Source organism: Microcystis viridis FACHB-1342 (assembly GCF_014698335.1).
Classification (GTDB): Bacteria; Cyanobacteriota; Cyanobacteriia; order Cyanobacteriales; family Microcystaceae; genus Microcystis; species Microcystis ichthyoblabe_A.
The window spans coordinates 25,885-37,565 of record NZ_JACJSV010000048.1 but is presented as its reverse complement, the minus strand read 5'-3'; the positions used below and the strand labels follow the sequence as shown (position 1 = coordinate 37,565).

The window sequence follows — 11,681 nt, the reverse complement described above, 5'->3', positions numbered from 1 at the left end:
TCATTTTGGGTCTGATTTGTTTTTGTTAATGATCAGACAGTACCTGATGAGCCTTTCTTTGTCAACTCTTGAGGTTGATGCGTTTCATTTTTGAATTGGCGTATTAAAGGGGATATATTAATGAACACTAAATCATCTATTTAAAAAGTATGTGTATTGTAATCATTAACGGTGATAGTCATATAACCAGTCGGAGAACTCCTTATTACAATTCCTTTGCTTGGGCAGTAAATGATCAAGAGCGTTGGTGGTTTCCCGATCGATTTGAGACTGAATATTGGCCAGCTGGAATACCAAGGGAGAACACTCTAAGTGCCTTCATAGATGCCTATAGGACCGAGCATTTTGAAGTTTGCCCAATTGGTGATCCTAATTTAGAGTTTAGTCCTAACGGTTTTTTTGTTGAAAAAATCGCTATTTATACTATTAATGGTAGTCCCTCTCACGCCTGTCGGCAATTAAACACTGGAAGATGGACGAGTAAAATAGGAGTTCGTGAAGATGTACGACATGAATTTGTGGAACATTTTATTGTAGAAATTGAAGGGATACCTGATATTCTTAATCTTGGAAACCGCAGCATTATTATGAGGAGAATACATCATTAATAGTAGGCTAGAGTCTAGCTTTGCTTTCAAATAAGATATGTATCTTAAGTTTGCTTGTGGAAGTTCTGCAATTGTAAAGATATGCTATAATTGGAATGAGTCAAAGTACCAAAGTTAAGCGTTTAGAGGAAGTAGCGAATTGCCATCAAAAGCTAAATATTATGTTCGGCAAGTCTTTCAGCAAAATTAAGTCTCTGACTATGTACACCAAAATAGCTAAGTTATAATTTATGGAAAATAATCAACTTATAGAAAGAAGGTTTGACGGCAAGATAGGTGATGATTATAGTCTCTGGCAATCTGCTCGTCCTCATCTTAAAAAGTTAAGACAAGAGTTAGTCAAACTACTAATTAACTATCAAAACTCTTGCCCAAAGGAATCGCTGATCCTAGAAATTGGGTGTGGCGATGGAGAATTAACTGAGATGATCCTATCTGAAGCAAAAAATATTAAGATAATCGCTATCGATAACGAACCTTCGATGATTCAAAAAATCCGCTCAAGGCTTTCACATTACCTATCTCAAGATACTCTTGTTGTTATTCAGGATGATGTTTTAAACTTTTTGCAAAGTTATCCTTTGAATAACTTTAATTTTATTGTTTCTGGATTCACTTTTCACAATATGTTGGCACTCTATCGTTTTCAAGTATTTCAACTATTATATAGTCGGCTTCTCATTGGAGGTAAGTTATTAGACGCTGATAAAATCGCGCAAAGAGGTGAACAGCATAACCGTGATATAAAGTGGCAATATGATAAATTCTTTGAAGTCCTTGTATCTGCTGAAAGGTTCGATCTCCTGAAAGAGGTTATGTTGCACTATACTACGGATGAACAACCTAATAGAATACGCTATGAAGATGAAACAATCTCTGAACTTTCAGAAATTGGATTTCAAGAAGTTACCTTATACTTACGTCAATATATGGATGCACTGATTATAGCCTCTAAATAGAATTTTACCCGATTGTTAGCACCTAAGTTAAATATTTTGGGATTCAAGTCTTGAAGCTAACGTAGAAATTCTCCTCGCTCCATAAACAATTCCCCCACCCCCACCTTGGTAAAAGTGATGGTATATAAGAATTGGAAATGTAAAGTCGCTCAAGTCTGCTGTGGCAGGATATTCTATATTTTCAAGCTCCAACCATATACCTCCTTGTCGCCAACCTATGCAATCGCCAAAACTACCCCATACTTCCCGATTATATTCTTCTGTCCCCCCAAGGTCACGGTAAATTTTCGCCTGTCTCTTAATACCAAATTTCCCTTCGCTGTATTTCACCCAGAGACGGTCAATTTCATTGATTACATCTAGGGATACCTGACTAAAAAGGTCGTAGAAGTCATTATAATTTTCTATGATCATCCACTGGTACATAATGAAAGCGGTTTCGTAGTCGGCTTTTTTCCAATCCTGTTGCTTTAGGTACTCCTCTAACTTTTGATAGATTTGTTCTTGGTTTTCTATGAGATGTTCCCTCTGTTTTCTCAGTTCTTTTTCGTAGGCGCGATCAGCCTCTTTGTGATATTGTACCGAGATCATCTTGTCGAATTGTTCCCTAAATCTTTCAGGGTTTTCTGTCTCTGCAAAAGCTAGACGGAAAATCTCGCGCCATCTTTCCTCATTTTCGTTTTCTTTATTTCCCCATAATTCATATAATTTATCATGAGCTTTCCTAGATAATGAATAAACCTCTGGTGCAGCAGGAAGTTGGATAGAGGAAATAATGTGAGGTAAAATTCGAGAGACACGATAAAGTTGATTTTCTTCTTCTAATTCAGGACTAATTTCCAGTAGTCCCAGTTCTCTTGCCCGTTGTAATTGCTGTTGGTAATTAGTCAGAGAATGACAAACAGCTTCTAAAGCTACCATTGGGACGGGGATTTCATAGACTAGACAATGACTAAGAACCTGTTGTAACGGCTCATCAATAAGCTGATATAATTCCTCCCAAATTATTTGATCTTTCCATAGTTCGGGACTTTGTTCTAGTTCCGTTAATTTGGCTTCTGCATCTTTTTTACCTAAAACTTCATTATTGAGATATTCCAATAAACGAGGATTACCATCGGCTAAATTTAACGCTCGTTCCCTTAGAGATTTATCAAGCTTATCAGAAGCAAAATTTTCTAAGCGATTGAGTTTCTTAGTTAATTCAGCTTTTCTAAATGGTTCTAACCCTTGTTTATAGAAATAATCCAATAAATCAGAATCGAACTCGTAGCGACAAGTAATCAGAATCCGATGATGAGTTCCCGTTTCTCGAAGTGACCCGACTAATGCTGCTAAAATCGGGGCGACTTGAGCCTTAAGAATATAGCGACCTTCACGAGGTTCGAGATTCCATTCAAAGTCATCAAGAATCAGAAGAAACGGTTTTTCTCCCAATTCAGCTAACCGAATGAATAGGTGAGATAATCGAGATTTAAGTTCAATTTGATTGTTTTCTAAATCAGCAATAAGTTCTCTAGTTTTAGGATTGATGAGTTTATCTTTTAACTTTCTTATCAAATAAACTTCATCAATTTGTCGCCACCAGAGAATCTTTTCCGATTCAGGCAATCTCTCCCACAGTCGAGAGGCGATACTACTTTTTCCCCAACCTCCCATACCATGAATTAGTACCCCAACCTTTTCCGAATCCGTTTTCAGCGTTCGCAAACAATTCTGTAACTGGCGACGACGACCGACAAACTCTTCCCTTTTGACCACCCTAAGCCGATTTTCATCATCTCTAAATTCTCTGGTAATTGTCGGTTTTGGCAGTTGTGTGCGTTTCGGTGTCCTTAAGGGAGTTACTAGGGCTTGAGGTAGAGTGTTTCCTACATATAAGCGCAGTTTATGCCAATCCCTTGCTTGCTGGTCAATTAAGGCTCTATAGGTAGCAGATAGGGCCTCAATTACCGTTTCCCCTTGGGATAAATGTCCGTACAATTCCTTCGCTGCCACTGCTGCATCCGTATCTAGAACCCTTTCTCCCCAACCCAAAACAGCTTTTGCCCCCAAGTTCAAAAATTCTTCCGCCATGGAGGGAACTGCGCTGTCAGGAGCATAACCTGTACGGCAACCAGAGAGGAAAATTAAAGGCGGTAAAGAAGAACGAGCGATCGCATCATAAATGGCATTGGTGTCGCTATCAACCCGGTTGCCATACTCATCCTCGGTGAGAAAGCAGGGTTTTCCGTCCTGATGAGTTGCATGACCTGTTAAGTGAAAGACATCAAAGTAGCCTTGGTCATATTCCCGAACTACATAGCCTAACTCATTTAAACAACCACTTTCTTCTACTCTCAAGTTCACCGGATTGCGCTGGGTGGCTCCTAAAATTTGCCCCTCTTCTGCTTCGTAATCTAAGACGGGTTCAACGCCTAGCGGAGAGGTAGCCATAAAGAGCAAGTTGAGGGGGCGGTTTTGCGGCGGACTGACAATCTGATTCGGTCTATTATTGGAAAACCACCGCACGGGAATAATGGCAGGTCTTTTCTCCACCAAAAAACCCTGACCATTGTGTAATAATTCCCAGGGTAGATGGACTAATCTTTTGCTGGTGCTGATAGCCAGAACTATTATTTCCTCTCCCCGGGGGCTATCTAATTCGCTCTGGAGGATGCGCTCCGTACCATCTAACCATCGGTACAAACCTTGTCCTGTTGTGGCGTGATCTTCCGGTAAACGGGTATAGTAATCGGTGTCGGCCTTTTTACTTGGGTTGTCTATTTCACTCAAGCATCTTGTGTAGGTACGAGTCTGGTTGGGGTTATCCCAGAAAAATCGGAACTCAACGCTATTGCTACCCCTCTCCTGAAGGTCAATATGCAGTATCTTCATAATTTTTCTTGTTCCAAGAGTTTTTGTAGTTGCTCTAGGGTAGCATCTTTGAGCAGCAGGCGATCGCCGTTTTTGCTGACAATTAACACTCGTTCGATTTTCGGGGTTTCAGGAGAGTCAATTTTTCGCTTTAATTGGTAAAATTTCTCAGCGATGGCGATTGTTCCGCTAATAATGCCGATGATGGTGGCAATGGTGGCAAGGGTTCCCTCTTTCTGCACTTCGGAGATAACTTCGTAGCTGCCTTGCACCCCTTCCATCTCTAGGATGTCCTCAGCAACTTTGATAGCATCGGCTCCTTCAATTTCTATCTGCATCAGTTTTGTTCCTCCTGTCAGTACCCAAGCAAAATGATACTAAATCCGTTTATTAAAAACTGATTATCTATTCCCCCTTTTGCTTGTCCTGATATGTAGCCTATACTCAACGAATCTAGTATGACCAGCTTAGTTGGGGAAAAAATCTCAATTACCGTCAATGGTTGACCTAAGAAAATATTTCAGTCTCTCCGTCGGGAAATAACCTATTAGAGACTGAAAAATCTTAGTCATTCCATTCCCCTTTGGGTGGTACGGGGGGATTGCGTCGAAGATGACGGGTTAAGTCCTCATCCGGTTGTTTCTCTCCTCTTAGCCACTGTTTAATCGCTGTTTCGATAATGCGACTAGGATCGTTAGTCAGGTGTTTAATCTGGTCTAAAACTTCCGAGTCAAGGTGAATAGCGATTTCAACTTTCTCCGCCGTGCGCTGAGTCGGTGTAGCATTGTCGTTCATAAGCTCTATTAATGATTGCTATCTATCATTCTACCCGTCAGTCGAGGATTCTCATCCAAGAGTTTATCGAGGATCTGCTGAAAAAAGTTTTTCGTGGTGGCAGGGTGTGGGGTGTAGGGTGTAGGGTGTGGGGTTTTACCGATTTTGAAGTAGTCAGTTACCTAATTTTCAGGGAAAAAGTCCAGGGATTTTGCCGCCGATCACTCCATAGGCACTTTTTGAGGGAAAAAAGTCTAAAAGCCTTATCCAACAAGGTTTTTAGATTTATTCAGCCAGCCCTATCTATAGTAATCCGATTTGGACAAATCATAGAGCTTTTCCTGAGCCATTGCCCTTTCCCTGATTTTGTCACCATAATCAAGCCTACCATAGTTTCCTGTGGATGCCGAGAGGGAAAGCTAAGGCCAAAACCCTGACTATACTTGCAGTTTAGCTTTTTTTACCTTTTACTTTTCGCTTTTGCTCCAGCCTTAGAGACTTTACCTCTACAATGAATTAAGGAATCTAAAATTTTATAAACCCCTGACTTTTGCCAACAGTGAACCACGATGACTGACGTTCCCGTTTCTCGCATTCGCAATTTTTCCATCATCGCTCATATCGATCATGGTAAATCAACTCTCGCCGATCGCCTCCTGCAAATTACGGGAACCGTAGCCCAACGGGAGATGAAAGAACAATTTCTCGATAATATGGACTTGGAACGGGAACGAGGTATCACCATCAAGTTACAAGCGGCACGCATGGATTATACCGCTAAGGATGGTCAAAAATACGTTCTTAATCTGATTGATACCCCCGGCCATGTGGATTTTTCCTACGAGGTTTCTCGGTCTCTAGCGGCGTGCGAGGGAGCTTTATTAGTTGTGGATGCGTCCCAAGGAGTAGAGGCGCAAACTTTAGCCAATGTTTACCTAGCGCTGGAAAATAACCTCGAAATTATCCCAGTTTTAAATAAAATCGACCTACCCAGTGCCGAACCGGAACGGGTCGCAGCGGAAATCGAGGAAGTGGTGGGTTTAGACTGTAGTGAGGCGATTCGGGCCTCGGCTAAGGCTGGGATCGGTATTAATGATATTCTAGAGTCGATCGTCCAATTAGTTCCCCCTCCCCAAGATACCCTTGAAGAACCATTCCGAGCTTTAATTTTTGATAGTTATTACGACGCTTATCGAGGAGTAATTGTCTATTTCCGCGTCATGGATGGTCGGGTGAAAAAGGGCGATAAAATTCGTTTTATGGCTTCCGGTAAAGAATTTGTGATTGATGAATTGGGAATTTTATCACCGCAACAGGTACAGGTAAATGAACTTCACGCGGGAGAAGTGGGTTATCTGGCAGCCGCGATTAAAACTGTTGCTGATGCCCGGGTGGGTGATACGATTACTCTAACCGCTAAACCAGCACAAGAGCCTTTACCCGGTTATACAGAAGCAAAACCGATGGTTTTCTGCGGATTATTCCCCACCGATGCTGATCAGTATGCCGATCTCAAAGATGCGCTGGAAAAGTTAAAATTAAACGATGCAGCTCTATCCTACGAACCGGAAACTTCTAGCGCCATGGGTTTTGGTTTCCGTTGCGGTTTCTTGGGACTGCTACACATGGAAATCGTCCAGGAAAGACTAGAAAGGGAATATAACTTAGATTTAATTACCACTGCTCCCTCGGTAGTTTATCAGGTCACTACCACCGATGGGGAAATTGTCGAAGTGGATAATCCTAGTTTGTTACCTTCCCCACAAAAACGGGAAAAAATTGAGGAACCTTATATCCAAGTGGAAATGATTACTCCGGAAACCTATGTAGGCGCTTTGATGGAATTATGTCAAAGTCGTCGGGGAGTTTTCAAGGATATGCGTTATTTTACTAAAACTCGCACCGCTTTGATTTATGAGTTACCTTTAGCGGAAGTGGTGACGGACTTTTTTGATCAATTAAAATCTCGATCGCGCGGTTACGCTAGTATGGAATATCAATTAATTGGCTATCGGGAAAATGAGCTAGTTAAATTAGATATTATGGTCAATGGTGATCCCGTTGATGCTTTAGCGATGATCGTTCACCGGGATAAAGCTTATTATGTTGGTCGTGCGTTAACCGAAAAGTTAAAAGAATTGATTCCCCGGCATCAATTTAAGGTTCCCATTCAAGCAGCTATTGGTTCTAAAATTATCGCTAGTGAACATATTCCTGCTTTAAGAAAGGATGTCTTAGCTAAGTGTTATGGTGGTGATATTAGCCGCAAGAAAAAGCTGTTAGACAAGCAAGCAAAAGGGAAGAAACGGATGAAAGCGATCGGAACTGTTGATGTCCCGCAAGAGGCATTTATGGCAGTCCTAAAACTCGATCCTCAGTAAAATCTTGGGGTGAGAATTAACTCACCCTTTTTAGTTTTAGCAGTGGGGAATTATTATGAAACTTTTGAGATTATCCTATCAAGATTTATCCTCTGGATTAAGTATAGATTCTTGCAAATTTTTTCCAGATTTGAATTTATTAGTTGGTATCTCAGGTGCAGGAAAAACCTCGATTTTAAAGGCTATTAGTAATTTAAAAAGAATCGCTAACGGTGCATCCATAAATGGGGTGAAATGGGATGTGGAACTTTTAACCAATGATCATGTTCGTTATCATTGGTTGGGTGAATTTGAGGTTAGAAAAGCTCGTTCTCTCATCAAGATTGAAGAAGATGAAGTCAATAGTAATGACGGCGAAAATAAGGTTAGTATAATTAGGGAAACTCTTTTAAAAGATCAAGAGGTTTTGATCGAAAGAAACCAAGAGGTAATTGAGTTTAAACATTCAAAGACACCAAAACTACCATCTTATTTAAGCTGTATAGAGCTTTTCAATCAAGAAGAAGATGTTTTCCCTGTTCGACAGGAATTTAACAAAATGGTTTTCAATCCACTTAAGTTTAATATCTCATATTCAACATTTGGTAAAATCCTTAGAAACTACGAATATGCCGAATATAACTCTCTCTCTGAATTACAATCGAGTCAACTTCGTATTTCCGACAAACTGCTTATCACTTATAAAAAATATCCTGATACGTTCGAGATAATAAAGAGAAAGTTTTTAGATATTTTCCCTCAAGTTGAAGATTTAAAAATAGAATCTTTAGAGCCATCCGAACTAGGTGATCTGCTTGTTTCATTAACTAGAATTGGTTTACTTGAAGAGCTACCTCGCATACAAATAAAAGAAAAAAACTCTCATGTCTGGATTGTAGAACCAAATATCTCCTCTGGAATGATAAAAAGCCTGATGTTCTTAGCAACGATCGAATTATCTCCTGATGGCAGTGTTATATTAATCGATGAATTTGAAAATAGTTTGGGGGTTAACTGTTTGGACACTTTAACAGAAGATTTATTAGTTAATTATCGAGATTTACAGTTTATTATTACCAGTCATCATCCCTATATAATTAATAATATCAGTCCTGGCTATTGGAAAATAGTCACTCGTAAAGGAGGAGTAATTCAGGTACACAATGCGGCTGATTTTCATATTTCTAAAACTCGACAAAAAGCCTTTATTGATCTTATCAATGTCTTAGAAGAATTTCCTCAAGGAATTAGTTAATCGATGAATATTTATTTTTTAGTTGAAGGAAGAAGTACCGAAAAAAAGCTTTATAATACAGCGTATCGATAAAACCGAACACTTAAAAACCTTTCAGAAATTTATTAATTTTTGTGATAATATTCGTCAAAATTTTAGATAAATTGATCTCTGGTGCTTCTGCCAAGGATGAAATATAAGCTGATCTAGCATCGTCTCCTGACTAATAGCTGATTGAGAATACAAGACTATGACAAGGCTTTTGTCCTATAAATTTCTAGGTCGGCAGATTTTTGTAGTATTGTAGTATAATGGTAACTCCAGAAAAACAATCCCAAAAGTGCCTTTAGTCTTTTCAGTTAGCAGTTATCAGATAGAAGTTAAAAATTGGCAATTTACTTGATGTTATGGCTTCCTTACGCGATATTCTCAGTTACTATCGCAATTATCAAAAAGCCGCCTTTTTGAGCATTGCTGCCTCCAGTGTCTTTGAAATTATCGATCTGATGGTTCCCTACGCTGTCGGACAGATTCTTAATGTTCTTTCCGATCAACCTTTAGATGGATTCGTACAATCTTTGGTCGATCGCACCATGATTTTAACTCCCTTTGCCTCAGAAAAGTGGGTTAGTTTGGCAGTATTATTAGGCTTAATTTTCCTAACTACAGTAATTAAAGCACCAATTCAGCCTTGGCTGGGTGCATGGTTTCACTGGGAAATATCCTTAAGAGCGCGACGAGATCATCTCAAAAAAATTATTGCCAAAATTCTCACCTTACCTCTATCTTTTTACGATGAAAATAATCCGGGACGCATCGCTAACCGGATCGCCAAAGGGATAGAAAGTCATACTTGGACTTATCCCGAAGTGGCGGGAATGATGATCCCAAAATTGTTTAGAGTTTTGGGTATCTTTATTGTTATTTGGGTAATTCAATGGCAGATCGCCCTCGCTTTTGTTATTTCTTTTGTATTAATTCTAGCTTTTATTGTGAGAGATTTAAAAGATTTAATGCAAAAAGAAAGAATTCTTGATCGGCATATCGAAAATACCCAAAGTCGCAATTCTGAGATTATTACTAATATCAAAACTGTCAAAGCTTTTGCCACAGAAGGACAGGAGTTATATCGTCAGAAACAGCGTTTAGAGAGAGAATTTACCTACGTTATCTATCGCATTCATAAGGGTTATGTGGACTTAATTACTTGGGAAAAAACCCTCGTCCAAGCTAGTTTATTTGGAGTATTTTTCTTTACTCTCCTAGCCACCGTTCAACAGAAAATCTCGATCGGGCATTTTATCACCACCTATACCCTCGCTAGTATGGCCTATGCGGAATTAGATCCCCTATCCCAAATGGCAGAAACTTTTGCCCGTCGCTATGCTTCTATGGCACGTCTAAACGAATTTATCAACTTACCCAGTGGCACTGATGCCGGTAGTCTTTTAGCCGATCATGCCCAACATAATCCCTATCATTTTACGGGGAAAGTAGAATTAAGTAATCTTAGCTTTGGCTATAGTCCAGAAAGAACCATTCTCAAGGATATTAATCTGCTGATTGAACCCTATCAAACCGTGGCATTAGTGGGAAAATCGGGTTCAGGAAAATCCACTTTAGTTAAGTTACTTTTCCGCTATTTTGAACCGAATCAAGGGCAAATTATGATGGATGGCGAGGATATTCGTCGCTTAGATGTGACTTGGTATCGGCGACGGTTAGCGATTGTCCATCAAGAAGTAGATGTGTTTAATGGTACGGTGTTAGAAAATCTCACCTACGGTAATCCTAATATTAGCTTCGAGAAGGTAGCAGAAGCCTGTAAAATTGCCCGTGTCGATGAATTTATTCATGAATTACCTAATGGTTATTCCACTATTGTAGGGGAAAGGGGCGTGCGTCTTTCGGGGGGACAAAGACAGCGTTTAGGAATTGCTAGAGCTTTAATTGTCGATCCAGATGTGTTAGTTTTTGATGAGGCCACTTCTAGCTTAGATTATGAGTCAGAAAGAGCCATTCAACTAGCCATGAAATCCATTTTAGGCACTCGCACCACAATTATTATCGCCCACCGTCTCAGTACCGTTCGAGAAGCGGATCAAATTGTCGTCTTGGATAATGGTCGTATTGTCGAGATCGGTAGCCATGATCAATTATTAAATCAGCAGGGAATCTATCAACGTCTCCACTCTTTGCAAGAAAGCGGTGAACTGGTTTAGTCTTAAAATAGTCTCCGATAGCGGACCGAGAAAATATATCTAATGGGAGTTGATACTATGTCTAACGAAACCGTTACCTATTCCCTAGAAGCTGTTTTGACAAGGATTGAGGGGAAAATTGACAATCTCCAAAAAGATGTTAACCAAAAATTTGACAGTTTCCAAAAAGATGTTGACCAAAAATTTGAAAGTCTCCAAAAAGATTTTAACCAAAAATTTGAAAGTCTCCAAAAAGATTTTAACCAAAAATTTGAAAGTCTCCAAAAAGATTTTAACCAAAAATTTGACAAACTCGACGAACGATTAAATAAGCTAGAGGTGGGACAGGCAAAGTTAACTGAAAAGGTTGAGGGCATCGATAATCGCCTAAAATCAGTGGAAGGAACCCAAAAAAATCAGGTTTGGACATTAATTATTCTTTTGGCAAGTGCGATCGCTACTGCTGGTTGGAAAGTATTTTTTTCAGGTAATCCCTAGAATTAAACAGTGGCTATTAGTCACAGTTTCAAGTTTTGTCGGGGTAGTGATTCGGTAGTAGTGGCGTAGCTCTCTTGCTTATCTAGCCTGAATTGTGTAGAATATTTACTAATAAAAATAATTGCTTGATAAATGTTAAAGATTTGCTTTTTATGATTACTATTTTTATCAATATCTTCTCTTGTATAATT

10 protein-coding genes are annotated in these 11,681 nt (G+C 39.5%); 7 read left to right on the top strand and 3 right to left on the bottom strand.

Annotation, left to right across the window (positions count from 1 at the left end):
• Window positions 1–149: 149 nt before the first annotated feature.
• The 3 genes from H6G40_RS15640 to H6G40_RS15635 all read left to right on the top strand — a co-directional run bounded on the left by H6G40_RS15640 (window position 150) and on the right by H6G40_RS15635 (window position 1,567).
• Window positions 150–608 (top strand): DUF7689 domain-containing protein, encoded by a 459-nt coding sequence (locus H6G40_RS15640; protein WP_052276597.1) that lies wholly within the window; start codon window positions 150–152, stop codon window positions 606–608.
• Window positions 609–703: 95 nt separating this feature from the next.
• Entirely contained in the window at window positions 704–835 is a 132-nt protein-coding gene (locus H6G40_RS23740; RefSeq protein ID WP_002744308.1) for a hypothetical protein, read from the top strand.
• A gap of 3 nt (window positions 836–838) precedes the next feature.
• Window positions 839–1,567: a class I SAM-dependent methyltransferase gene (locus H6G40_RS15635; protein WP_052276598.1), complete on the top strand. Its 729-nt coding sequence runs from the start codon at window positions 839–841 to the stop codon at window positions 1,565–1,567.
• Window positions 1,568–1,594: 27 nt separating this feature from the next.
• Here the strand turns inward: H6G40_RS15635 and H6G40_RS15630 are convergent, their stop codons facing one another.
• From H6G40_RS15630 to H6G40_RS15620, 3 genes are all read right to left on the bottom strand, one after another.
• On the bottom strand, window positions 1,595–4,444 hold the full coding sequence (locus H6G40_RS15630) for a GUN4 domain-containing protein (protein ID WP_069474506.1): 2,850 nt from the start codon (window positions 4,442–4,444) through the stop codon (window positions 1,595–1,597).
• Window positions 4,441–4,761, bottom strand: a complete 321-nt coding sequence (locus tag H6G40_RS15625) for a hypothetical protein (protein ID WP_069474507.1) — start codon at window positions 4,759–4,761, stop codon at window positions 4,441–4,443. Before H6G40_RS15625 ends, H6G40_RS15630 begins: the two co-directional genes overlap by 4 nt.
• 226 nt (window positions 4,762–4,987) lie before the next feature.
• Window positions 4,988–5,218 carry a type II toxin-antitoxin system CcdA family antitoxin gene (locus H6G40_RS15620; protein WP_002732463.1) on the bottom strand — a complete coding sequence of 77 codons (231 nt, stop codon included), beginning with the start codon at window positions 5,216–5,218 and terminating at the stop codon, window positions 4,988–4,990.
• Between the two features lie 548 nt (window positions 5,219–5,766).
• On the opposite strand from H6G40_RS15620, the gene lepA reads away from it, so the two are divergent.
• The 4 genes from lepA (at window position 5,767) to H6G40_RS15600 (ending at window position 11,490) form a co-directional block, all read left to right on the top strand.
• Window positions 5,767–7,578 carry a translation elongation factor 4 gene (gene lepA / locus H6G40_RS15615; protein WP_002762209.1) on the top strand — a complete coding sequence of 604 codons (1,812 nt, stop codon included), beginning with the start codon at window positions 5,767–5,769 and terminating at the stop codon, window positions 7,576–7,578.
• A 55-nt stretch (window positions 7,579–7,633) separates the two neighbouring features.
• Window positions 7,634–8,812: an AAA family ATPase gene (locus H6G40_RS15610; protein WP_069474508.1), complete on the top strand. Its 1,179-nt coding sequence runs from the start codon at window positions 7,634–7,636 to the stop codon at window positions 8,810–8,812.
• Between the two features lie 386 nt (window positions 8,813–9,198).
• Window positions 9,199–11,013 (top strand): ABC transporter ATP-binding protein, encoded by a 1,815-nt coding sequence (locus H6G40_RS15605; protein WP_002733975.1) that lies wholly within the window; start codon window positions 9,199–9,201, stop codon window positions 11,011–11,013.
• 57 nt (window positions 11,014–11,070) lie between these two features.
• Window positions 11,071–11,490, top strand: coding sequence for a hypothetical protein (locus tag H6G40_RS15600; RefSeq protein WP_002734645.1), 420 nt, complete (start codon window positions 11,071–11,073; stop codon window positions 11,488–11,490).
• The last annotated feature ends 191 nt before the right edge of the window (window positions 11,491–11,681 follow it).

Excerpts from the sequence above, each read along its gene's own strand:
- H6G40_RS15640 (WP_052276597.1), top strand. The coding sequence starts at position 150 with ATGTGTATTGTAATCATTAACGGTGATAGTCATATAACCAGTCGGAGA.
- H6G40_RS23740 (WP_002744308.1), top strand. The coding sequence starts at position 704 with ATGAGTCAAAGTACCAAAGTTAAGCGTTTAGAGGAAGTAGCGAATTGC.
- H6G40_RS15635 (WP_052276598.1), top strand. The coding sequence starts at position 839 with ATGGAAAATAATCAACTTATAGAAAGAAGGTTTGACGGCAAGATAGGT.
- H6G40_RS15630 (WP_069474506.1), bottom strand. The coding sequence starts at position 4,444 with ATGAAGATACTGCATATTGACCTTCAGGAGAGGGGTAGCAATAGCGTT.
- H6G40_RS15625 (WP_069474507.1), bottom strand. The coding sequence starts at position 4,761 with ATGCAGATAGAAATTGAAGGAGCCGATGCTATCAAAGTTGCTGAGGAC.
- H6G40_RS15620 (WP_002732463.1), bottom strand. The coding sequence starts at position 5,218 with ATGAACGACAATGCTACACCGACTCAGCGCACGGCGGAGAAAGTTGAA.
- lepA (WP_002762209.1), top strand. The coding sequence starts at position 5,767 with ATGACTGACGTTCCCGTTTCTCGCATTCGCAATTTTTCCATCATCGCT.
- H6G40_RS15610 (WP_069474508.1), top strand. The coding sequence starts at position 7,634 with ATGAAACTTTTGAGATTATCCTATCAAGATTTATCCTCTGGATTAAGT.
- H6G40_RS15605 (WP_002733975.1), top strand. The coding sequence starts at position 9,199 with ATGGCTTCCTTACGCGATATTCTCAGTTACTATCGCAATTATCAAAAA.
- H6G40_RS15600 (WP_002734645.1), top strand. The coding sequence starts at position 11,071 with ATGTCTAACGAAACCGTTACCTATTCCCTAGAAGCTGTTTTGACAAGG.